General features: G+C 46.6%; 28 protein-coding genes. 20 read left to right on the top strand and 8 right to left on the bottom strand.

The features are described from left to right. Positions 1 to 77: 77 nt before the first annotated feature. The 8 genes from tenA (at position 78) to DFR62_RS04450 (ending at position 6168) form a co-directional block, all read left to right on the top strand. The gene (tenA, locus tag DFR62_RS04485; protein ID WP_121298257.1) at positions 78 to 767 is read left to right on the top strand and encodes a thiaminase II; all 690 of its coding nucleotides are present in this window, start codon (positions 78 to 80) and stop codon (positions 765 to 767) included. Continuing rightward, positions 760 to 1521, top strand: a complete 762-nt coding sequence (gene thiM, locus DFR62_RS04480) for a hydroxyethylthiazole kinase (protein WP_121298256.1) — start codon at positions 760 to 762, stop codon at positions 1519 to 1521. Before tenA ends, thiM begins: the two co-directional genes overlap by 8 nt. After that, the gene (gene thiD / locus DFR62_RS04475; protein WP_121298255.1) at positions 1511 to 2389 is read left to right on the top strand and encodes a bifunctional hydroxymethylpyrimidine kinase/phosphomethylpyrimidine kinase; all 879 of its coding nucleotides are present in this window, start codon (positions 1511 to 1513) and stop codon (positions 2387 to 2389) included. Before thiM ends, thiD begins: the two co-directional genes overlap by 11 nt. After that, positions 2364 to 2972 (top strand): thiamine phosphate synthase, encoded by a 609-nt coding sequence (gene thiE, locus DFR62_RS04470; protein ID WP_241663158.1) that lies wholly within the window; start codon positions 2364 to 2366, stop codon positions 2970 to 2972. Before thiD ends, thiE begins: the two co-directional genes overlap by 26 nt. Before the next feature lie 5 nt (positions 2973 to 2977). After that, positions 2978 to 3466 carry an energy coupling factor transporter S component ThiW gene (thiW, locus tag DFR62_RS04465; RefSeq protein WP_121298253.1) on the top strand — a complete coding sequence of 163 codons (489 nt, stop codon included), beginning with the start codon at positions 2978 to 2980 and terminating at the stop codon, positions 3464 to 3466. A 109-nt stretch (positions 3467 to 3575) separates the two neighbouring features. Further along, a complete protein-coding gene (locus DFR62_RS04460) occupies positions 3576 to 4130 on the top strand; it encodes a TetR/AcrR family transcriptional regulator (protein ID WP_058383020.1) in 555 nt (184 codons plus the stop codon). Positions 4131 to 4231: 101 nt separating this feature from the next. Next, positions 4232 to 5596 carry an MATE family efflux transporter gene (locus DFR62_RS04455; RefSeq protein ID WP_121298252.1) on the top strand — a complete coding sequence of 455 codons (1365 nt, stop codon included), beginning with the start codon at positions 4232 to 4234 and terminating at the stop codon, positions 5594 to 5596. Between the two features lie 29 nt (positions 5597 to 5625). After that, on the top strand, positions 5626 to 6168 hold the full coding sequence (locus tag DFR62_RS04450) for a GNAT family N-acetyltransferase (protein ID WP_121298251.1): 543 nt from the start codon (positions 5626 to 5628) through the stop codon (positions 6166 to 6168). 55 nt (positions 6169 to 6223) lie between these two features. Here the strand turns inward: DFR62_RS04450 and DFR62_RS04445 are convergent, their stop codons facing one another. Next, positions 6224 to 6976 (bottom strand): class I SAM-dependent methyltransferase, encoded by a 753-nt coding sequence (locus tag DFR62_RS04445; RefSeq protein ID WP_121298250.1) that lies wholly within the window; start codon positions 6974 to 6976, stop codon positions 6224 to 6226. A 143-nt stretch (positions 6977 to 7119) separates the two neighbouring features. On the opposite strand from DFR62_RS04445, the gene DFR62_RS04440 reads away from it, so the two are divergent. Next, positions 7120 to 7572 carry an SRPBCC family protein gene (locus DFR62_RS04440; RefSeq protein WP_121298249.1) on the top strand — a complete coding sequence of 151 codons (453 nt, stop codon included), beginning with the start codon at positions 7120 to 7122 and terminating at the stop codon, positions 7570 to 7572. A 56-nt stretch (positions 7573 to 7628) separates the two neighbouring features. Here DFR62_RS04440 and DFR62_RS04435 read toward each other — a convergent pair whose 3' ends face one another. From DFR62_RS04435 to DFR62_RS04420, 4 genes are all read right to left on the bottom strand, one after another. Further along, positions 7629 to 8477, bottom strand: coding sequence for an STAS domain-containing protein (locus DFR62_RS04435; RefSeq protein WP_121298248.1), 849 nt, complete (start codon positions 8475 to 8477; stop codon positions 7629 to 7631). 173 nt (positions 8478 to 8650) lie between these two features. Then, positions 8651 to 9139, bottom strand: coding sequence for a DMT family transporter (locus tag DFR62_RS04430; protein ID WP_121298247.1), 489 nt, complete (start codon positions 9137 to 9139; stop codon positions 8651 to 8653). Positions 9140 to 9150: 11 nt separating this feature from the next. Further along, the gene (locus DFR62_RS04425) at positions 9151 to 9813 is read right to left on the bottom strand and encodes a Crp/Fnr family transcriptional regulator (RefSeq protein WP_121298246.1); all 663 of its coding nucleotides are present in this window, start codon (positions 9811 to 9813) and stop codon (positions 9151 to 9153) included. Between the two features lie 12 nt (positions 9814 to 9825). Continuing rightward, complete coding sequence (locus DFR62_RS04420) at positions 9826 to 10251, bottom strand: DMT family transporter (protein WP_121298245.1); 426 nt, start codon at positions 10249 to 10251, stop codon at positions 9826 to 9828. A 265-nt stretch (positions 10252 to 10516) separates the two neighbouring features. Here DFR62_RS04420 and DFR62_RS04415 point away from each other — a divergent pair, with 265 nt between their 5' ends. From DFR62_RS04415 to DFR62_RS04400, 3 genes are all read left to right on the top strand, one after another. Continuing rightward, positions 10517 to 11194: a DUF3885 domain-containing protein gene (locus DFR62_RS04415; protein WP_121298244.1), complete on the top strand. Its 678-nt coding sequence runs from the start codon at positions 10517 to 10519 to the stop codon at positions 11192 to 11194. A 403-nt stretch (positions 11195 to 11597) separates the two neighbouring features. After that, positions 11598 to 12083 (top strand): DUF4306 domain-containing protein, encoded by a 486-nt coding sequence (locus tag DFR62_RS04405; RefSeq protein ID WP_121298242.1) that lies wholly within the window; start codon positions 11598 to 11600, stop codon positions 12081 to 12083. 25 nt (positions 12084 to 12108) lie between these two features. Next, the gene (locus tag DFR62_RS04400) at positions 12109 to 12480 is read left to right on the top strand and encodes a hypothetical protein (RefSeq protein ID WP_121298241.1); all 372 of its coding nucleotides are present in this window, start codon (positions 12109 to 12111) and stop codon (positions 12478 to 12480) included. A 28-nt stretch (positions 12481 to 12508) separates the two neighbouring features. Here DFR62_RS04400 and DFR62_RS04395 read toward each other — a convergent pair whose 3' ends face one another. From DFR62_RS04395 to DFR62_RS04385, 3 genes are read right to left on the bottom strand one after another with little or no spacing between them, the layout of a single operon-like run. Continuing rightward, a complete protein-coding gene (locus DFR62_RS04395; RefSeq protein WP_121298240.1) occupies positions 12509 to 13006 on the bottom strand; it encodes a hypothetical protein in 498 nt (165 codons plus the stop codon). A 31-nt stretch (positions 13007 to 13037) separates the two neighbouring features. Further along, positions 13038 to 15014 carry an ABC transporter permease subunit gene (locus DFR62_RS04390; protein WP_121298239.1) on the bottom strand — a complete coding sequence of 659 codons (1977 nt, stop codon included), beginning with the start codon at positions 15012 to 15014 and terminating at the stop codon, positions 13038 to 13040. Between the two features lie 38 nt (positions 15015 to 15052). Next, entirely contained in the window at positions 15053 to 15376 is a 324-nt protein-coding gene (locus DFR62_RS04385) for a hypothetical protein (protein ID WP_121298238.1), read from the bottom strand. Between the two features lie 144 nt (positions 15377 to 15520). On the opposite strand from DFR62_RS04385, the gene DFR62_RS04380 reads away from it, so the two are divergent. The 8 genes from DFR62_RS04380 to DFR62_RS04345 all read left to right on the top strand — a co-directional run bounded on the left by DFR62_RS04380 (position 15521) and on the right by DFR62_RS04345 (position 20625). After that, the gene (locus tag DFR62_RS04380; RefSeq protein WP_135449606.1) at positions 15521 to 15973 is read left to right on the top strand and encodes a hypothetical protein; all 453 of its coding nucleotides are present in this window, start codon (positions 15521 to 15523) and stop codon (positions 15971 to 15973) included. 23 nt (positions 15974 to 15996) lie between these two features. Beyond that, positions 15997 to 16947 (top strand): ribose-phosphate diphosphokinase, encoded by a 951-nt coding sequence (locus DFR62_RS04375; RefSeq protein ID WP_121298236.1) that lies wholly within the window; start codon positions 15997 to 15999, stop codon positions 16945 to 16947. A 252-nt stretch (positions 16948 to 17199) separates the two neighbouring features. Further along, positions 17200 to 17484 carry a hypothetical protein gene (locus DFR62_RS04370; protein WP_121298235.1) on the top strand — a complete coding sequence of 95 codons (285 nt, stop codon included), beginning with the start codon at positions 17200 to 17202 and terminating at the stop codon, positions 17482 to 17484. Positions 17485 to 17559: 75 nt separating this feature from the next. Next, on the top strand, positions 17560 to 18051 hold the full coding sequence (locus DFR62_RS04365; RefSeq protein WP_121298234.1) for a hypothetical protein: 492 nt from the start codon (positions 17560 to 17562) through the stop codon (positions 18049 to 18051). Positions 18052 to 18079: 28 nt separating this feature from the next. Then, positions 18080 to 18574 carry a GNAT family N-acetyltransferase gene (locus DFR62_RS04360; protein ID WP_241663157.1) on the top strand — a complete coding sequence of 165 codons (495 nt, stop codon included), beginning with the start codon at positions 18080 to 18082 and terminating at the stop codon, positions 18572 to 18574. 42 nt (positions 18575 to 18616) lie between these two features. Next, entirely contained in the window at positions 18617 to 19519 is a 903-nt protein-coding gene (locus tag DFR62_RS17465) for an EexN family lipoprotein (RefSeq protein WP_175578542.1), read from the top strand. A 292-nt stretch (positions 19520 to 19811) separates the two neighbouring features. Next, positions 19812 to 20030: a hypothetical protein gene (locus DFR62_RS04350; RefSeq protein WP_121298232.1), complete on the top strand. Its 219-nt coding sequence runs from the start codon at positions 19812 to 19814 to the stop codon at positions 20028 to 20030. Between the two features lie 313 nt (positions 20031 to 20343). Further along, a complete protein-coding gene (locus tag DFR62_RS04345; protein ID WP_121298231.1) occupies positions 20344 to 20625 on the top strand; it encodes a hypothetical protein in 282 nt (93 codons plus the stop codon). Positions 20626 to 20723 lie beyond the last annotated feature (98 nt).

Genomic DNA, 20723 nt, shown 5'->3' with positions numbered 1-20723 from the left:
TTTTTCAGCTGACCTTTATCGCCGCTTCCTTACCTGGGAAGCGGTGTTTTATTTTGCCCAAAAAAGGAGAGAGCCACATGACATTTTGTAAAGAAGTTCGGTTGGAATGCGCAGATTTATGGAACGCCAGTTTTGAACACCCGTTTGTAAAAGGCATCGCGAAAGGCGATTTGCCGCTCGATGTCTTCAAATTCTACGTCATGCAAGACGCCTATTACCTGACCCATTTCGCGAAAGTGCAGGCGATCGGTGCCACAAAAGCCAAAGACTTGAAAACGACGCAGTCATTTGCACATCACGCAGAACAGACTTGCGCCGCGGAACTCGCGCTTCATGAATCGTTTATGGAATTGCTTGGAGTGACCGAGGAAGATTGGAAACTATTCGAACCCTCGCCCCACGCCTATGCTTATGTTTCGCATATGTACCGCTCCGCAGAAGGTGACTTGGCAGACGTACTCGCGGCCTTGCTTCCGTGCTATTGGCTTTATTACGAAATCGGCGAACGTTTGAAGACGGCAACGCCGGAAGAACCGATTTTCCAAAAATGGATCGGCACATACGGTTCCGAATGGTTCGGGGAACTGGTGAATGAACAAATCGAACGGATGGACCGCTTAGCTGATGGCTTGCCGGAAGAGCGGCGCCAGGAATTGAAAAAGCGCTTTATGAGAAGCAGTTATTACGAATGGCAGTTCTGGCAGCAAGCGTGGACGATGGAAACCTGGGAACTGCCCGTGAAAAAGGAGAGTGTCCGCCATGCTTAGGGAATTGCGCGCACGAAAACCATTGATTCATTGCATCACCAATCACGTCGTCTCGAACTTCCAGGCAAACGGCTTGCTCGCGCTCGGCGTCTCGCCGGTCATGGGCGACGAACAACAGGAAGTCGCTGAACTCACAGGACACGCCGATGCCTTGTCACTCAATATCGGCACGATCACGGAACGCTCTTTCGAAAGTATGCTTATCGCTGGGCGCGCAGCCATGGAAAAAGGCATCCCGATCGTACTGGATCCGGTGGGTGCCGGAGCGACAGCTTACCGGTTACAGGCCGTGAAACGATTGCTGACGGAACTCGATATCACGCTACTCCGCTGCAACGCAGGCGAACTCGCGGCCATTGCGGGAGAAGAGTGGCAAGCACGCGGCGTCGATGCCGGAGAAGGGCAAGGTGATTTGGAAGCCATCGCTAAACAAGTGGCTGTTGAATATCAAACAATTGTTGCGGTGACGGGGACCAGCGATTTGGTGACGGATGGTGAACGGACCGAGCACATCACAGGCGGAGACCCGTTGATGGCGTCGGTCACTGGAATGGGTTGTTTGCTCAGTGCGGTGCTTGCCGCATTCTTGACGGACGAAGAATATGCCCCTATTGATGCGCTTGCAAATGGTTTGCAGATTTACGCGAATGCAGGAAGCCATGCATCGAAAATCGCTTTGAATCCTGGAACTTTCCAAATGGCTTTTTTGGACGAGCTATCGAAACGACAGGAGGCGGCACTTAATGGACGCTAAAGCGCAAGTATTGACGATCGCGGGATCCGATTCAGGCGGTGGTGCGGGGATACAGGCAGATTTGAAAACGTTCCAGGAACTTGGCACATTCGGCTGTTCGGCAGTAACGGCGGTGACTGCCCAAAACACACGAGGCGTTCACGGTATTTACCCGATGGACCGACAAGCGGTCAAACAACAGCTCGATGCGATCGGAACGGACTTCGACATCCGTGCGCTCAAGACCGGCATGCTGTTTGACGCCGGCATCATCGAAGAAACGGCGCAAGGCATCAAACGCTACGGCTGGGACAGGCTCGTCATCGACCCTGTGATGATCGCAAAAGGGGGTGCTTCCTTGTTGCAGCAAGAAGCGGTCGAAGCAATTAAAACCTTGCTCGTCCCGCTCGCTGCCATCATCACGCCAAATATCCCGGAAGCGGAAGTATTGAGTGGAATAGACATCACAGACGATGCCTCACGCAGAAATGCGGCGGAAGCGATTTTATCGCTGGGTGCGGAAGCCGTGGTCATCAAAGGCGGCCATAGCACTGACCCTGACGTTGCGGAGGACTTTTATCTAGATCAGCAAGGCACGGTAATCTTGCTGCGTTCGGAACGTCTCCAGACGGAGCAGACGCATGGCACGGGCTGTACGTTTTCAGCAGCATTGACAGCTGAACTCGGCAAAGGCAAACCAGTGGAAGAAGCCTTGTTCACCGCCAAGGAGTTCATCCAGGCAGCACTCGCGTATCCGCTTAACATCGGGCATGGCCACGGCCCGACGCATCATGCGGCGTACAAAGAATCTATCGAAAAGGAAGTGGTTCATCTTGTTCGGGAATCCAGCGATTTATTTTCTAATGGGTACGACAAACGCAGGTACTAAAGAGCCGCTCGCCTTGCTTGAAGAAGCGCTTCAAGGCGGCATCACCCATTTCCAGCTGCGCGAAAAAGGGCGAGGCGCATTAACGGGCGATGCGCTTGTGGAGTTCGCCGCAAAGTGCAAGGGCCTATGCCGTGAATACGATGTGCCGCTATTCATCAATGACGATGTCGAACTCGCCTGCATAATCGAAGCGGACGGCATCCATATTGGCCAGGACGATATGGACTGCGGACAAGTGAGAAAACAAATCGGCGCGTCGATGGCTCTTGGCGTTTCGGTGCATTCAGTCAAAGAAGCGAACGAGGCGCTGACGTGCGGCGCCACCTATCTCGGCATGGGACCGGTATTTGGCACGCGCACAAAAAGCGATGCGAAACCGCCCGCGGGTGTCGCTGAAATCATTAAAGTGAAAGCTCAATATCCGCACGTACCCGTCATCGGCATCGGCGGCATCGAACCGGGCAACGCTGAAATGGTCTGGCGTGCAGGCGTATCAGGCATCGCCGTCATTTCGTCAATAGCACAGGCACAAGATGTCGCAGGTCAAATCGAACGGTTTAAACAATCGATTCCGGGGAGGTAGGTCGGATGAACACGAAAAAACTCGTACTCATGGCGATGTTCGTCGCACTCGCCGTCGCCGGATCCGCGTTTGTCTGGTTCCCTGCAGGCATCGCCCGCGCCTATCCGGTACAGCATGCCATCAATGTCATCGCAGCTGTCGTCTTCGGGCCAGGGCCTGCAGTCGTCATCGCCTTATTGACCGGTGCGGTTCGCGTCTTGACGGGGACCGGCTCGCTGCTCGCTTTTCCGGGAGGCATGATCGGCGCATTGCTTGCCGGTATCTTTTACCGCTACAGCGGACGGCTCGGTTTTGCAGCAGCCGGTGAAATTCTCGGAACCGGCATCATCGCCTCACTGGTCGCGGTGCCCTATGCACGTGTTCTCATGGGAACCGAAGTCGGCGCCTTGTTCTTCATGCCGCCATTTCTTGTATCGAGCATCAGCGGTGCGGTGCTTGGCGTGGTATTAATCTACCGTTTGGAAAAAACGAAAAGCAGTAAATTATTGGCGTGAAGATAAGGATCGGCTCACAAAGCCGATCCTTATTTACGTCATCAAATCCTTCTACTTGAACTCAGAAAACGATTATAGTATTATTAGTTTTCGTAAAGGGGGTTCGGCTGTGAAAAACCGTATTATACAGGCGTTTATCGAAGAAACGAGAAATAACGGCATCAAATTTACGATGGATGATTTGGCTAAACGGCTAGGTATCAGCAAGCGCACCTTGTATGAGAACTTCTCATCCAAGCTGGAAATCCTGGAAACGATCATCGACCAGGCCTTTTCTGAGTACGAACAGCGTGCCCGCATCATCCGTGAAGACGAAACCCTCGACTTGCAGGAAAAAATCCACCGGCTGATTGTCATGATTCCGAACCATAATGACTTTTTCGATTTGCGCGTATTGGAGCAGTTGAAGCGTTATTACCCAGAACAATGGCAGCGCGTCGACCGGGAAATGAACCAGTGGGATGACTTGAAGCAATTACTTGAAGAAGGCATGGAAACTGGTCTGATCAAACAACAAAACATCGACCTGTTAATGAAAATGATTTTGAACGTCGTCAATATTTCCTTGGACCAGCAGTTCTTCTCAGAACAAAGCATTTCCATCAAGGAAGCTGTTGAAACGATGAGTGAATTATTATTGGATGGGTTCGTCAAAAACGAATAGGAAAAATGCTGGCTAACTAAAGCCAGTATTTCTTCGGACTAATAAAACTAAAAAAACAAATATAGTTTTCAGTGTTTTAGAAAGCTAGGAGGCATTTCAACATGGCACAACCATCTATTCACCGTCTTGATACCGAGTCGGTCGGCAAGGCATTCGTCCGTTATTTGGTGCCCTCGACCATCGGCATGCTGCTGATGGCAATCAATATCGTCGCAGACGGCATCATGGTCGGCAACCGCCTCGGGCCGGTCGCATTGGGTGGCGTTGGGATTGCGGCTCCGGTCTATACATTATTCGTCGCGATGTCGCTATGGATCGGCATCGGCGGCGCTACGAGATTTTCTGCTCTCATGGGGGCGAAGCGGACAGCAGAAGCACGCGTCGTCTTTTCGCATGCGATGGCGTCGATTTTTGCGGTGACGCTCATCATCGGCCTCGTGGCATTCCCGTTCCGCACGGAGCTCGCTTATTTGCTAGGAGCGAACGCGGAAACCTATCCATACGTCTCCGATTATTTATACTTAATGTTGTTGTTTGGCTTCGTCTTTACGATGGAAAATGCGCTCAGCATCATGGTGCGCAATGACGGCAGCCCGAACCTGGCGATGGTGTCGCTCATCACGACTTCCTTATTGAACATCGGCTTGAATTACTTGTTCTTGTTCGTCTTGGATTTCGGCGTAAAAGGTGCGGCAGCTGCGACCTTGCTCGCTGCGTTTGTCGGCATGCTCGTCTTGTGCACGCATTTCTTTAAAAAAAGCAATCAATTGCGTTTTGTCCGGTTCAAGCCGAACCGCAAATTGTTGCTTTTGATTCTAGTGATCGGCTTCCCGAGCTTCTTGGCGGAAGTCGGCATGTCGGTGTTCACGATTTCGCATAATAATGTCTTTGAACGCCTGGCAGGAACGGAAGGCGTTGCGGCATTCGCGATCCTCAATTACGTTCATAGCGTCATGCTGCTCGCATTCCTCGGAATGGGTTCGGCCATCCAGCCATTGGTCAGTTATTACAGCGGGGCGAAAGACCAGGCGAAAATCAAGAAGACGCTGCAATTGGCGATCGGAACGGCATTCGTGGCAGGCTTGCTGTTCTTCCTCTTCGGGCAATTCTTTGCCGCAACCATCGCCAGCGTATTCGGCGATTTCCCGGACGCCGTGATGGATCTCGCGACTTCCGGCATCCAGCTGTTCTTTATTGCCTACCTGTTCATGGGCGCAAATTTCGTCATGATGACTTATTATCAATCTACCGGTGAAATCCGCATGGCGACATGGATCACCGCAGCGCGTGAAATTGTCGTGCTGTTGATTTTGCTGAGCATCTTGCCCGTGTTTTTCGGTGTGACGGGCGCATGGCTTGCGATACCCTTATCAGAATTGATTGTGCTATTGACGATCGTTTATTATCAAATGAGGCAGAAAAAGAAACTGCAGTTCACTGCGGATATGACGGGTTCATATAAATAACCGATTCCAATAAGTTAGGGGAAGATGAGATGCAACTAGCGAAACAGCTGTTTCAAGTGAAAAGCTTGGATTACTGCATTCGAAGTGCAGAAATCCAAGACGCAGCGCAATTGGAGAAAGTCCGTTTGCTGATCGATGGCGAGACGGAAAATATGGACCGCGAGCGGGGAGAAGCGTATTTGAATGCAACGGCATTCAAACGGCTCATCGAAGAAGATGCCAAAAGCAGCTGCAATATATTCTTGGTGGCCGAAGTGGGCGGGCAGATCGTCGGGTTTTCCAGATGTGAAGGAAACGAACTGAAACGGACAAAGCATCAAGTGGAGTTCGGTGTCGGAGTGCTCAAGGAGTATTGGGGCTATCGTATCGGCCGCAAGCTCTTGGAGTCATCGATCCACTGGGCGGATGCACAAGAAATCAAAAAGATGAATTTAAAAGTGTTGGAAAGTAATGAAAAAGCGATTGAGTTGTATAAAAACTGTGGCTTTGAAGTGGAAGGCATACTGAAAATGGACAAGCGCTTAGCGGATGGAAACTATTACGATACCGTAGTAATGGGGAGGATCCGTTAACTAAAAAACCACGATAAAAGGCCGTGTTTACGCAAAAGCGCAGACACGGCCTTTTTTATTTCCTTGCTTTGATGATAAAACTCGTCGGGAATTTCTGCGCTTTGTAAAGCGAGTAATAACGGTCGGACACTTCCGGCTCTAAATCCTTCAAGTCATGCGGAACATCCGGTTCGACCACTTGCTCGATATTGAATCCGGCTTTCACCAAGGCATTCAAATACGTGCTGAACTTGCGCTTCGGAATGGTCATCGGCGCATCTTCACCTTTGAAATTGGCATAATGCACGCTGTCTTCATCCTGATAAGAGCCGTTCAGTGAAACGAGCCCGTCCTCGCTTTTCAAATGAACATAGAGCGGATGGTCCCAACTGAAGATGAAAGTTCCGCTTGGCCGCAAATAGAAATAGATCAATTCCAATGTCCGGTCAAGGTCCACCGTCCAGCCGATCGCATAAATCGAGTAGACGATATCGAAATATTGTTCCGGCAGCCCGATATCTTCTTCCATCGCTGCGCAGTACAGCTGTGCATCCAGTCCGCTCAAAATCTCTTGTGCGCGATCGATTTGACTGTCGGACAAATCGACGCCCCATAAATCTTTTGCCCCTTGCTTGCTCATATAAAGCAAGGAATGGCCGCTCCCGCAACCGATATCAAGCACATTTTTGCCTTCAATCGAATCAAATAAGCGCAATTCGTCTTCGCTTTGAGCGAAAGGACCGTAGCCAGGCAGCGCATCGACGCCGTTAAAATGATCGGCGACCGTGTTCCAGCTTTTGCGGTTTTGTTTCAAAATATCTGTATTCACTTAAACTCCTCCTGTCTTTTAATCATTCTCGGGAAGTGAAAGAATCTCCTGCTAGCCAAATAAAGCAGCAGCGAATAACAAAAGCACGTTAAGGGTAAAGATAGAGAAAGACAGATAGCCAACGCAAGGAATGAGGGAATCACATGCCCATGATCTATCATGAAACGTATATTGAAGCACCGATTGAGCGCGTATTTGACTTGGCCAGAAGCATCGAAGTGCATATCGAAACCGTCCCGAACACCAATGAATGCGCCATTGCCGGCACGACAAGCGGTTTGATGGAACTAGGCGACTGGGTTACGTGGGAAGCGACGCATCTCGGTGTCCGCCAAAAGCTCACGTCAAAAATCACTGAAATGGAGCGGCCGTACCGATTCAGCGATGCAATGGTAAAAGGCGCTTTTCATTCCTTTCACCACACACATGAATTTACCAAAAGCGGAAGCGGGACGTTGATGAAAGACTGGTTCGTCTACCGGGCGCCGTTTGGGGTCATTGGAAAACTGGCCGATAAATTATTTCTCGAACGCCATATGGGAAAATTCCTGTCGACGCGCGCTGCCGAATTAAAGCGCATCGCTGAAAACCGATAAGCATAAAAGAAATCCATCCGGATGTATGCCGCGGATGGATTTTCTTCTAGGGAAATTTAGTTTTTCGTAAACTCCAATTTGTGATAGCGCAAGGCCTGGTCTAATTTATTGTAGACATCGATTTCGCCGAAATTGACGCCTAATTGAATCGCGGTCTGTGCGATTTCTGGGCTGATGCCAGCAAGTGCGGTGCGCACGCCGATGATTTTCAAGCCTTCGATCAGCTGGAAGATCTGGTGGGCGACCATCGTATCGATGATCGGCACTCCGGAAAGATCGATGAACAGGCGCTCGATCGATTTCTCATGGCATTGCTGCAGGACTTTCTCGAATACGATTTTGGCACGGTACGTATTGATTTCGCCGATCAGCGGAAGCAATCCGCTGTCTTTTGAAAGCAAGATGACCGGGGCGCTCATTTCGACGATCATTTCCTGCTGGGCATTCAAACGGCGTTCCGCCGCTTTCGTGTTCTGGTCGATAAACTCGAGAATGATGGCATTCGTCGTATCAACCACGGCTTGGTTCCACGCATTCACCTGGGCGTGCGAAATGGTTTCTTCCTGCAATACCGCGAATTCTTCGATCAGCTCCAAGTATTGCTTCTGGGTACGGAAGAATTCTTTGATGACCGAGTTGAACGGCGTCGATAAATGCGCTTCATCATTGGCGACGCGTAAAATCCATTCCTTGAAAATTTCGATGCAATCGCTTTTATCCTTGCTGAAAGCCGAACAGAACAGCTCGTGGAACTCGTAATTCTGCTGCTTTAGCTTTTCGATTGCTTGGGGTTCGGTTTCAGCGTAGACGCCACCGGAACTCTTATCGAGCGTTTCGTACCATCGTTCCGTTAATCCCTTAGTTTTCTCCAGCAAAAAATCCTGCAATTCAACATTTTTGAACATTTTTTCTTCTCCTTAATAGCACAATGCTTCATTTACGAAAAATCATGCGTCAAATAAACTTCATGAATTCAAACTAGCAGTATTATACATACATGATATAGCAGTTGAAAAAAATATGCACGAAGTCTGATGTTGGAATTGCAGACAAATTTTGTTGAGGGAAGAACACGTCCTTAAGACGAAGTGCTTTGCTTAGCTTTCTGATGTTGGAGAAACGGTTTTCGCTCCAAGACAGGTCCGAGTTGGAACAACAAGATGCCCGCGCTGATCAAAAGCACGCCAAGCAGCGATTGCCAAGTGAACGGAACTTGCTCGAGCCCGAACCAGCCCGCTGTGTCCCACATCAACCCGAAAAAAATTTGCGACACCATGACAATCGAGATTGCACGGCTCGGGCCCAATGTCTGGACGCCTTGGGTGACGCAGACAACGACCCCGACACCAAGCACGCCGCTGAACCAAAACCACGGCTCTGCCTCGAAGCGAAACAATCCCATCCCATTCACAGCAAGGCCCACGACAAACGAGCCGATAAATCCAAGAAACAACACCAGTGCCGTCGTCGCCCAGACGCTGACATGTTGTTTCACATTCGCGTTGAATATATTTTGCAGGCAGACAAAAACACCACCTGAGAGTGCCAGTATGATGCCAACAACCATGAGATTTCCTCCTATTCGTATATATTATGGCCCGCCTGATCCAATAAAGCGCCCCGGTCGAGCAAATCGATTTTGCCGTTGTTGCGCTGAATCCAGCCGGACTGCTCGAATTTTTGGAGCACCCGGTTCAAATGGCGATAGCTCGTGCCGATCAAGTCCGCCATATCGACGAGTGAAGGCGAATCGAGTCTCGGCTTATCCGGCGTCATGGAGAGCAAATAACTCGCTACGCGCACATCGACAGCATAGAGCAAATTGAAGTTCAATTCCTGTGCTTTCGTCACGAACTTGCGCGTGATTGTCTCCAATAAAAACTGCTGGAAGAGGGCGTTGCCGCTCATTTCATGATCCAGGGCTTTATGCGGGACGCGTAGCAATACTAAATCGGTGACAGCTTCGACCGTATTGATGAACGGGCATTTCTGCACGTATTCAATATCACCGACAATGTCAAAAGGCGTCTTGAACGCCAAAATCAGCCGCTTGCCCTCTGGAGACAACATGGAAATTTTCAACTTGCCTTCGACGAGCAAGTACAAATTATCCGCAGCGTCTCCTTGTGAGAACAATCGATGTCCTGCCGCATACCGTTCGATCTGCATCGAATCGACGACGGCAGCGGGGAACAAATCCGCCAAGCCATACTGTTGAAGATACTCGTTAATCGGCTGCATCGTTTTTCCTCCTTACCATTTCAAGATGAGAATGCCCCCAATCATCAGCACCACTCCAGCGATTTGCGTTTTTCCGACGTTCTTCTTCGCCATATGGAACCAGCCTTTGCCGTCGATGACGATCGCAGCGATCAGCTGCGCGATAAGGAACAGGCTAATCGTCAGTGTCACGCCCATGCGATGGATGGCGGTCATATTGCTGAACAAGATGAACGCCGCAAGCAAACCGCCTGAGGCATATAGAGGAGAAACTTTTTTCAAGTGTTTGATCGATGTATCTCTTAGCGCCAAAACGATCAAGATCCCAAGTACAAAGCCCGTCAGCTGGGTCATTGCCGCTGCTTGCCACGTACCGATCTGGTCGCTGATCGTCGCGTTCGCCACGCTTTGGAAGGTCAGGAAAAACCCTCCCGCTAAAGCAAATAAAATTCCTTTCATCCGGTCCACCGCCTTTCGTTAACTTAAGGATAATGGGCATAGTAAAAGGATGGAAGGACATATGTCCCTATGAATGGAAATTTACAAACCTTATTCAATTGGTTAATTCCCTCTTTGAGATAGCTGAATTGGGGTATCTAATTGATTTATTTCCAATATTATGTAGAAATAGATTAGCCTTACTAGTATATTGGAAGCATACGTACAACTATGAAACTAAAAATTAACTACTAAAATGCAGAAGGCGGAATTAAGGAGGTATGATATGGCTGCTGACTTAAAGAGATTTTTGAACGAGAACTTTAAAGGACTTATTTTAAACCCAGCATTAGTTTATGCATGGGATATTGGCATTCGATTTCAAATTTCAAATCCAGATATCCCATACGATTGTCCAACTTTTATCGAAGGGGCTCATCGGCGCGCCTTGACTTTGTTTGATGAAATAATAGAGCCTGAAGATGCCATATTAGTTGTAACTAAGGTTTTGACACAAAAGAATAATTATTTTCTGCAAAGAAAACCTTTGAATATTTATCGGAAATATATAAAACAAAGACCGAATCTGTATAAATTGAGGTTGGAAAAACTAACGGAAATTGAGGAAGGGTTTGGAGAGGACGATTCACTGGTCTATCGCTTTGTTTACGCCGGAAAAAAAGGGGATATCCGTTATCCAGAACTATTAAAAGCTCTTTGCTATCAGGATTTCGAGCATCCCTCGACTATCTTGAAGAACCAGCAGGAAAGCGGATATGATATTTATTTTATTAACCTGACCAAAAAAATCATCTATCATTTATATGATGATCGAGGGTGCGATATCCTTGCTAAGGACAAAGAAGATATACGCTTCTTGTATGAAGAATATAATGACTGGATACTGGAATATGACCGCGAAAAGATTGATGCTTTGTTCGAAAAGAATTCTACGAAAGAGTAGCGCAGGTAATATTCAAGTTAGAAAATATTTAATGCAAAATGCTAACCGTGTACAGACGGACTGAACCTATCATGGCAAAAGGGGCTGGTACCAATGCTCTTCAAAAGGAAGTACTATATTTGTTCCGTTTGCGGTTTCTATAGACTTCGTGGACCACTATATAAAAATGGAATTCCTGACTATAGCTTAATTTGCACGTGTTGCGCTTTCCAACCAGGTTACGATGATTTGGATCAGGGATACACATTTGATACCTATCGAGCGGAATGGTTGGCGAACGGGGCAGAGTGGTTTATGGAAAAAGAACAACCGAAGAACTGGGATTTGAAGGCACAATTAAAAAATATAGGTATCGAATTGTAACACTGAACACCATCAATGAATATTGCGAAAGGGGAATTGCATGAAATTCAAACACATCATTTACCTGATCGGCGCTTCTCTCGTATTTATCTTTTCGACACTTGCCAGTTGGTATGAAGGCGGGCAACTGCGCGATATTTCATGGGAATGGAAATACTCAGCCGGATTTTCTACTTGGCTGAACGGGCCAGTGAATGAGGCGAGTGACATCTTGGTGATTGACCATTTCGTCTACGCTGCGAAATTCGAGCCGCTGTTTCCGTTATTGATGGCGGCTTCATTCCTGTTCATCATCTTCCAACTATCGGCTTGGCTGTTGAAAGACCGTAAAACGACGCACATCATTTTCCTGTCGCTGATGGCGGTAGGCTTACTGTTGATGAGCGCTATGTTGCTCAATTCGCCAACGATTGGGCTCACTTTGTTCTCCGGTTTCTTCGGGCTGTCAGGGCTTTTGACGCTACTTCTAATCCCGTACCGCAACAACCAGAAATGGCTGCGCAGGGCAGCCCAACGGACAAACTAAAAATTCTTAATTTGGAGGTGTTCAAATGGAATGGTTGGTGGATCTCGTTCCGATACTAATCATCGCAGGGTTTGCTTACGGCGCATTTGGGCAAATCAAACAATCCATTGCTGTTGCAAAGTCGGTGCCATGGGATTCGACAAACGATAAACGAATAATCGTTGGAAGTCACTTGTTTACTTTGTCCTATGCAGGATTCGTCGTGGCCTTGATCGTCAATTTAGCCGTCTATAATTATTCGTTTCCTCAACCCGCTAGTACAGCCAATGCCGCTAGCTTGACTGCGTTCTACTGCTTGTTGATGATGTTCGTTGCTGAACTCGGAATCATGCCAAAACGGCAAGGCCCTAAAGAACTGCCCTCCTTCAAATTAAACAGCCTCCGGTTCGAGCCATGAACGGTCTCGAGCGGAGGCTATTTTGGAATCAAAGTAGGAAAAGCAATGCACATAAGCTCACGACAGTCGCGCCGAATGAGATTTCTATCTTCGTTTCTTTCGCGCTATCATGTTTTACTTTGTGCACGGCCGACAGCACGAACAGGCTGTATAGGAACAAAAATAAATAAAGAATCCCGTATAAGATCCAGCGGCCATCCGTAATCCAGTCATTTAAAGAAGTGAACATCCCCGCTGAAATAAACGCGACGACAAAAATTGCGAGCAGCAGTCCCGACAGCACATTCATCTTGTTCCACAAAGGATGTGACAAGAAGCGCTCGCTTTTTTTGCTGTGGAAAACGAAAAACAAATGGATCAAGCTCGTGCTCAGCAAGATGAAAGTCAGCACGATCAGCATCGAACTGATGGGACCCGACGTGAGCGCGTTTCCGATATTGAATGAATAGAATTCGGCCACAACAGCCAGCGCAATCAAGCCTGCCAAAGCAGCCGCTTGGCAAATAGTCCATTTTGAAAATAGCATCCAATTCTCCTTTATCAATGAAGTAAACCGTTCATTCTTTATTGGCTTCTGCATAGCGAATGCGTGTAAAAGAAGTTCTTGAATCTGAACTTTTCACAGAATCCCGAGCATCTTCTACTTCCGGTTGAACCACAGGCAATTGTTTCTGCGTAAACCCTTCAGCGATCGTGATAAAGCAATAGATCAGGATCATGAACACGGCTAAAGGCGGAAGGATCATCCAGAATTGATTGGTGGAGAAAACTTCCCGGGAAATAGCGATCATCCCCGATAGCTCGTAAATTTCCGGAATGAGCCGCGGCGAATCGGATTGGGCAAGAGCACCGCCGACAAAGATGTTCAAGATCCCTAGGTGAACGAACATCTGCAGCACTTGAATGATGTGCTGCACCCACATCAACACGAGTTTTGGCCATAGCTCCGGCTGGATGTGCTTTGACAGGATCCAGCTCATCGACCCGCCCATCAAGACGGAACTGATGACATACTCTTTTTTCAAGGTGTCGTTCATTTCATTTCCGATGGCGCTTGTGGTGATTGGCAAAACAACGAGTGACATGATCAATGCCTGGAAGAGCAGACGCTCCGATAAGCTTAGCTCCCATTGGCCGTAACTGATGAGGACCGGCAGCAATAAAATATAGGTCACTAAAGTCAGCGGCAAGAAATGCATGCCTTCTGCGATCGAATTGACGAAATGCCGCAATTTGTCGGTAAAGAAAAAAGTGTACACCACACCGAATAGATAACCAAAGACGATGCGCAAGCCGGCAATCAATAAACTCAGAACAATGGTGTATTTCATGCCGACCAATAATTGCTGGCCGATGGAATAGCCGTACGGGTCGGTTCCGAACAGGATCTCTGCAGAAGGGGAATGCGGCGCGCTGCTTTCAATGCTGCCCTCTTCGTCGTATAGATAATTCGTTTGTGCGATGGCATCGCCTGTGAACACGGCATAAAGGACACTCGTTGTGAACAAGCCGAGCACGATAAATGAAGGAATCAAAATGCGCGGATTTTTGAGAGTTGCTAAGCGCGTCGAAGCGGACCGGCGATTGACGAAAAGCGAACGGAAACCAGCCCGGATTTCGTTCAAGTCGAAAAGGCGCAAATTGAATTTGCTAAATACCGCATTTCGCTCGATCTCGTATTTACCAAGCCATAACTCTACCAGCGCATAGAAAATATAGAGCGGGATGAACACCGTCAAGAGAATGAACGCAATGCCTTTCGGGCTGAAATCATTGCGCAAATAATACAGGATGCCTTCGACCCCGAATAAATGCTCGATGATCAATAACGCAGAAAGCGCCAGCCATACAATCGATTTGGATTGATAGAACGCGCTTTTCAATACATTGGAGGTACAATGCTTCCGCAGAACCTCAAAACGGCTCAATCCTTTGGAACGCGCGAGTTCGACGTAAGGGTGCCGCTGTTCTTCTTCATACAATAAAATGAACAACTTCAAAAACAATACCGCAGGCACGACCGATAAACACACGACAGGCGCCAAGTAAATTTCCTCGCCGCCTAAGCTGTAAAAGCTAAGAAGCAAAAAACCGGTCTGTTGAAAAATGGCGATGACGCCGATTTGAATCAAGAATATGTAGGCGAAGTCAGGGAAAGACTGAAGGACCTTAATGATTTCCAGCATCGAGCGCTTCAAGGCGCCTTTCGATAATAAGACGGCAAAGGAAAGGATAAAGGCTGAAACGAAAGCTAAGGCCAGTGCCATGAGGAAAATGGACATCGAATACACATATGGGCCGCTTAAAAACTTTTCGAAGGATACCGGAATCGTCTCAAGAGAACCCGGAATGCGGTAACTCAAGGTCCACTCAGAAGCAGTCGTAAACCCGGTGAAAATCATTTGCAAAGCCTCTCCGTATGAACGAAAATCCAAAAACGAACTACCATTGAATAAAGCTGGAGCAGCACTGATTAAAATGATGCCGATCACGCCGAAGAGAAATTTCGTTAAAATAGTCCATAAACGTTTCATATTCGCCCCCCTTAATCAAAATGATAACCGCATCGCACTTAATTTAAAAAATACTCCCGGTAGGCGAAAAACGTAATCCCGACCATCAGCACCAAATACAAAATGGCGCCAATCAAAATATAGGAGCGATTGGAGACAGGCGCACTCTGTTCCATCCGGATGCCGGTCGCCCCTTGAATCGACATATCCAACTGGCGGCTGGCCATCCCGCCTCTCGATTTGAAAAAGAACACGATGACGACCGCAAGCCCTGCGAACGGGATGGCGATGTCCAAAAACCCGAGCGGCATGAAAAAGCTTGCAAGCCAATTGCCAAGTACGAGTACAAGCATGGAAAGTGAGACGATGAGTACGTTTTTCATAAGAACCTTCAGATGGTTTTCTGAAAAAAATGTTAATTCCCTTAACATACTGTACGGTATAATGAGTAAATGGTTTCAAGAATCAGACAATTACATGTCATACGAAAGATTTTTGGGCAAACGATTCTATTGGATGAGGGGAAGATGAAACTTGCCGTTATGGGGAATAATTGCGCTAACGGTGCTTTTGGCTGGCATCGCGATTCAAAATATATACGTAGCCGTCAAGCCAATGAAAGATGGAGAGAAACGAGACTTGGAGGAAGTGTTTTCGTATGGAGAGGGCCCTCTTTTCAGTTTCGGGTTATTGTTCAGCTTCCTGTTCTGGTGCAGCGAGAAACTTTTTCCGGAACGGTTTCAACTTGCGGCTTTCCGTTTGATCAGTTTGTTGATGGCGGCTTCACTCATCGGATTAATCATTTTAATTTGGAATCTCGATATTATGGCAGATTTTCTACTAAGCCTGTGAACAAGGGCGCGATTCTCCATCTTTGGTGGCATTTGCGCCCAGAAAGAGCTATCATGAAATCAACTGATACAAGCCGCATGAACAGAATTTCATGGGAAACAGTCAGCTATCAATTTACGAATTTATAATTTGCTGAAAGGGGAGTTGAACGGTGGCTTATCAATTAAGAGACAACTTCAAGCTATTTTCATTGAATTCAAACCAGGAACTGGCTCAGGAGATCGCGGATCACCTCGGCTGTGAGCTGGGCAAAAACTCCATCACCCATTTTAGCGATGGGGAAATCCAAATCCATATCGAAGAAAGCGTGCGCGGGGCGGAAGTCTACGTCGTCCAATCGACATCGCAGCCAGGACATGAGCACGTCATGGAATTATTGATCATGATCGACGCGCTGAAGCGGGCATCCGCAGACTCCATCACAGCGGTCATTCCGTATTACGGATACGCACGCCAGGACCGGAAAGCGAGTTCACGTGAACCGATCACGGCGAAACTTGTGGCAAATATGCTGGTCAAAGCGGGGGTGGACCACGTCATCACGATGGATTTCCACGCACCGCAAGTACAGGGCTTCTTCAATATCCCGGTTGACCAATTGCTCGGCATTACCGAACTGTCCCAGCATTTCATCAATAAGAACCTCGAAGATGCCATTGTCGTAGCACCGGACAACGGTGGATTGACTAGAGCGCGCAGACTTGCGGATCGCTTGGACGTCCCAATCGGCTTTATCGACAAGCGCAAGATGCCAGGCGAAGCTGAGACGATGAACATCGTCGGCGACATCAAAGGCAAAAACGCCGTCATCATCGTCGACATCGTCGATACGGCGAAGACTATTTCAGACGCAGCGAACCTGCTCGTGGAAAACGGCGCGAAAGCAGTCTACGCTTGCTGTACGCATGCCGTATTGTCTGGCGATTCCATTCAACGCATCCAAGACTCCGCGTTGACGGAACTTGTGGTCACGAACACAATCCACGTGCCGAAAGAAAAACGCATCCCGAAAATCACCATTCTCTCGATCGCGCCATTGCTTGCAGAAGCAATCGAGCACGTGCACAATGAAAAGCCAGTCAGCCCTTTGTTTGAAGGATGACAATAGAGAAATGACGGAACCCCAAATGAGTGCCAGTAAGACGGCGCGCATTTGGGGTTCGTTTTGTTTTAGCTAGCTTTCTTCAATTTAATCAGCAATCTCTGGACTCAATATCTTCTTTATAGAAATAGAATTCACCAGCAACCACCTCTATAAAGAGTATATCGATTCTGGAAGAAAACTGTTAAAGTTAAATTATGGAATTAAAAGTGTACAGAGCTCGACCTATGCTTTATTGAGGAGGGGTGAAAGATGAACACGTTGAAACAATTTCATTTAGTGATTCCACTCGCGTTGCTCGCCATCAACCTCGTACTATTTTCATTTCTGATGGAAGAGTTATTAGACGCATCGCCCCCGAATTATGGCGGCGGCATGCAATTAATGACGCCGGTTTTCGGACTCATTTCATTTCTCTATATCCGGAAGACTGAGGGCCCGAAACCATCAGGTATATGGATTCTCCAGGCTTTGAACTGGCTGTTCATTATTTTTCCGATTGCTGTCATTTTTATTTTTATGCTGGCATTCATTTGATTAGAAATAAAACGAAACGCTTTGCCATTTTTAACAGTATATATACCACCTAATTAATTTAAGGAGGAAAAGAAAATGAAAAGATTTTTCTATTACTTCATCTGGAGCATCGCAATCATCTTTATTGTGTATGCAGGATTACAGCTTCAACAAGTATTGGATGAGAGGGCAGCTGCAGCATTCAACCCAACACCTCTCTGGATTTACGTTGTTATTTTTCCAGTTATCATCGGCTTATTATTGCGTACGCCCAAATTCATGCTGGAAAGAAAAGAAAGCCGGATCGGCGGTTTCGATTGGAGTAAATTTTTAGCGGTCGGCGTGCCGGCATTCATCGTATTAGCGTTATCTATTTTGCCTTTATTGCCTATCGGAAACCTGATTTTTTCTGATGAAATCTATATTCAAATTGACATGCTTCTTTTTAGCAGCACTACGGCACAAACAATCGCCGGGCTCGTCTTCGGATATACATTACTCGACAGCTTCAAGAGCGAGGAGCGGGGATTCCAGGAGTCGACTTCCGACCTGTTCAACGCAGTGATGAAGTTTACGCCGAAAGGGTGAGTGGATGATGATTAGAAGAGCGAGAGTTTTGGACGCCCGAGGAATAGCAAAAGTCCATGTCGACAGTTGGATTACCACTTACCGCAATATTGTCCCAGACAAATATTTGGATGGGTTGAAATACGTTGAAAGAGAGAAGCAATGGGAGCGCAACTTGCAGAATTCGACAGCGTTCGTAGCAGAAAATGTAGCCGGAGAAGTCATCGGCTTTGCAGACGGCGGCAAGGAGCGTTCCGGTGACTACCCGGATGTAGGCGGAGAGATATATTCCATCTATATCCTGAAAGCTTATCAAGGGCAAGGTGTCGGCAAACTGCTGATGCAGGCAATAAGCAAGGAGCTGTTGGATCGCGACATTCAGTCCATGCTCGTTTGGGTGCTCAAGGAGAATCAATCCAGTGGCTTTTATGAAAATTTAGGCGGCAAAATCATCGACGAAAAATACATAACAATCGCCGGCAAACAAATACCCGAACTTGCTTATGAATGGGCAGATGTCAGCGTGATAGTAAAGCAGAATTGAACGACATTGTTTAACATCGTTATGAACAAGGAGTGGCTTTATGTGAAAAAAGTAATGATACTCGTTTCTGTATTGCTATCAATTCTTATGCTGACAGGCTGCTTTGCCGAGGATTACGATGTAGGCGTTCCAAGAGCCTATTTACTGGCAGATGATGGTTTGCGGGGCGAGCCCATGCCATTAACAGAAGCCAATATCAGTTGGAGTTCATCGAGTGGAGAAGTCATGGAAACGATAGACGATATCGAAGAGTTTGGGTTATCCCAGGAAGTCACTACAGTCTCGCCAAGCCAGCCGACCTCTTTGGATTTCAAGGAGAATGAAGAGAACGGCGGGGACATTTGGACAGACCCAACAATTACGGCTTCTTTATGGAAAGACGGAGAAGAAACGAAGCTTGAACTAAACGAGTCGAGAGAATTTCGCTTTCCGCAAACCGAAGGGAATTATATTTTAGAAGTGGAGTTCATCGATCGAGCTGATGAAGCCCAATATGTAGGAAATATCGTTATCGAAGAAGCACCAGGCCAGAAAGCCGGACAGCTGCCGAAGTACACATATATGGAAATGCCTTCGATTACAAAAATAGGTTCCGCTGAGTCAAATGGTGAGACATTCGATCACACCTATTCTGAAGTATGTTGGAACAATTGCACTCCTGATAGCGGCTATGAGGTGCCTGACGTTCATTCTGGAGATGCAGAAGTGGGCGACAGCATTGTAATTGACTGGGGAAGGATGGAGCCGAATCCAAGCGAAATTATATTGCTCGAGTTTGATGGTGACGGAGAAGAAGTGAGTGAAGAAATCATGGCTACGGACAGTTCTACAGTTACTATTGAGGTGAATGAACAAAAGCTGGGGAAACAATATTCAGTTCAATACTTATGGCAGGACGGGGAAAAACTTCTCGGCCATAGCAGCTTGGATTTCAAGCTGAAATAAGTTGCTAAACGGTAGAATAGCGGAGAGTCATAAGTGTTCGGAAAAGCATGAGGAAATTCAAGGATGTTCGTAAAGTGTTTTGACACATTTACTAACGTCCTTTTTGGGTTTATGAAGCTATTTTGAGAGCGTTCGGAAATGTGTACTTTTATGAACGATTTTATTCTACTTAGGTTTTTTATCGTGTTAAGGAGTAAGAATTTTTGTTAAACTTTAGTTAAGGAATTTTATGGTAGATTCAATTCGTGAAATAGAATGATTGTTTTATAGAACTCCAAAGGAGGAGTAGTCGATGTTTAAATTCTTGAAAAGAGTCTTGTTTACGAGATGGGAATTGTATAATACAACGGCTAATTTAGATCAACATTTTTCTATGTTAGAAGAACTTAGAAGCAGTGGAATTGATTTTAAAACAAAGGGTTTAAATTTTGGTGGGGGATATGGAGGTGGAAGTGGGTTTAGTACCGTTTATCATATATATATACGAAAAACTAAAGAGCAATCAAAGTGAGAGAAGAAGTAAATCATATCTTCTCGCACTTTTTTTAGTGTAAAAGTGTACTTTTACGAGCGCTTGAGAAGGAGTAATTCAAATTCAATAAAGTTAATAGCTTTGATCAGCTGTCAGCATACTTAAAAACAATGCGCTGAACTAAATGTATTTATTAGATCCATTAGTAATGAGAGTTCTTGAAAAAATTTTTTGACAAAATTTCTGCTTTTAGAAAACTTCATAAGCTAGATTCTAAATCAGAACTATTGGTCAGTAAATTTTCTCATGCTATTAAAACATCTGTGGAAATTATAATAAGAGGGGGGAGATTATGAAACGATTATCTTTGGGCTTATTAATTTTTATTTTGATAGTAAGTTTTTTCGTTATGCAAAACAACATCGAACTTGCTATGAACGTGACGGGTCTAATAGGGCTCGCAGGCATCTTGATAGGAGGATTTTTGAAAACAGGTTTCATTAGCTCTACTGCCCCTGTTATTGGAAATTTAGCCATAATAAAATTAGATGAAGCACTTAACTTATCAAACACTATCTTACTGATGGCTTTGCCTAATTTTATCGGGTCCATCTTGTTGTATTTTTTAAACTAGACTATATATCTTGCGGTTAACTAGTTTACATATCATCACTTGTCGGAAGGGCTTTAGCATTGAGGTTCTTCTTTTTCTTTTGCTTATTAAAAAATACT

The sequence above is a fragment of the Planococcus citreus genome, assembly GCF_003664125.1.
Taxonomy (GTDB): domain Bacteria; phylum Bacillota; class Bacilli; order Bacillales_A; family Planococcaceae; genus Planococcus; species Planococcus citreus.
This window is presented reverse-complemented; position numbering and strand designations above follow the sequence as displayed.

What these genes read in the sequence shown, in the direction of transcription:
- DFR62_RS04450 (WP_121298251.1), top strand. Translation starts at nt 5,626, where the DNA reads ATGCAACTAGCGAAACAGCTGTTTCAAGTGAAAAGCTTGGATTACTGC.
- DFR62_RS04350 (WP_121298232.1), top strand. Translation starts at nt 19,812, where the DNA reads ATGTTTAAATTCTTGAAAAGAGTCTTGTTTACGAGATGGGAATTGTAT.
- DFR62_RS04385 (WP_121298238.1), bottom strand. Translation starts at nt 15,376, where the DNA reads ATGAAAAACGTACTCATCGTCTCACTTTCCATGCTTGTACTCGTACTT.
- thiD (WP_121298255.1), top strand. Translation starts at nt 1,511, where the DNA reads ATGGACGCTAAAGCGCAAGTATTGACGATCGCGGGATCCGATTCAGGC.
- DFR62_RS04435 (WP_121298248.1), bottom strand. Translation starts at nt 8,477, where the DNA reads ATGTTCAAAAATGTTGAATTGCAGGATTTTTTGCTGGAGAAAACTAAG.
- DFR62_RS04370 (WP_121298235.1), top strand. Translation starts at nt 17,200, where the DNA reads ATGAACACGTTGAAACAATTTCATTTAGTGATTCCACTCGCGTTGCTC.
- DFR62_RS04395 (WP_121298240.1), bottom strand. Translation starts at nt 13,006, where the DNA reads ATGCTATTTTCAAAATGGACTATTTGCCAAGCGGCTGCTTTGGCAGGC.
- tenA (WP_121298257.1), top strand. Translation starts at nt 78, where the DNA reads ATGACATTTTGTAAAGAAGTTCGGTTGGAATGCGCAGATTTATGGAAC.
- DFR62_RS04425 (WP_121298246.1), bottom strand. Translation starts at nt 9,813, where the DNA reads ATGCAGCCGATTAACGAGTATCTTCAACAGTATGGCTTGGCGGATTTG.
- DFR62_RS04380 (WP_135449606.1), top strand. Translation starts at nt 15,521, where the DNA reads ATGAAACTTGCCGTTATGGGGAATAATTGCGCTAACGGTGCTTTTGGC.
- DFR62_RS04420 (WP_121298245.1), bottom strand. Translation starts at nt 10,251, where the DNA reads ATGAAAGGAATTTTATTTGCTTTAGCGGGAGGGTTTTTCCTGACCTTC.
- DFR62_RS04390 (WP_121298239.1), bottom strand. Translation starts at nt 15,014, where the DNA reads ATGAAACGTTTATGGACTATTTTAACGAAATTTCTCTTCGGCGTGATC.
- thiM (WP_121298256.1), top strand. Translation starts at nt 760, where the DNA reads ATGCTTAGGGAATTGCGCGCACGAAAACCATTGATTCATTGCATCACC.
- DFR62_RS04415 (WP_121298244.1), top strand. Translation starts at nt 10,517, where the DNA reads ATGGCTGCTGACTTAAAGAGATTTTTGAACGAGAACTTTAAAGGACTT.
- DFR62_RS04365 (WP_121298234.1), top strand. Translation starts at nt 17,560, where the DNA reads ATGAAAAGATTTTTCTATTACTTCATCTGGAGCATCGCAATCATCTTT.
- DFR62_RS04405 (WP_121298242.1), top strand. Translation starts at nt 11,598, where the DNA reads ATGAAATTCAAACACATCATTTACCTGATCGGCGCTTCTCTCGTATTT.
- thiE (WP_241663158.1), top strand. Translation starts at nt 2,364, where the DNA reads ATGGGTACGACAAACGCAGGTACTAAAGAGCCGCTCGCCTTGCTTGAA.
- DFR62_RS04430 (WP_121298247.1), bottom strand. Translation starts at nt 9,139, where the DNA reads ATGGTTGTTGGCATCATACTGGCACTCTCAGGTGGTGTTTTTGTCTGC.
- DFR62_RS04400 (WP_121298241.1), top strand. Translation starts at nt 12,109, where the DNA reads ATGGAATGGTTGGTGGATCTCGTTCCGATACTAATCATCGCAGGGTTT.
- thiW (WP_121298253.1), top strand. Translation starts at nt 2,978, where the DNA reads ATGAACACGAAAAAACTCGTACTCATGGCGATGTTCGTCGCACTCGCC.
- DFR62_RS04455 (WP_121298252.1), top strand. Translation starts at nt 4,232, where the DNA reads ATGGCACAACCATCTATTCACCGTCTTGATACCGAGTCGGTCGGCAAG.
- DFR62_RS04440 (WP_121298249.1), top strand. Translation starts at nt 7,120, where the DNA reads ATGCCCATGATCTATCATGAAACGTATATTGAAGCACCGATTGAGCGC.
- DFR62_RS04345 (WP_121298231.1), top strand. Translation starts at nt 20,344, where the DNA reads ATGAAACGATTATCTTTGGGCTTATTAATTTTTATTTTGATAGTAAGT.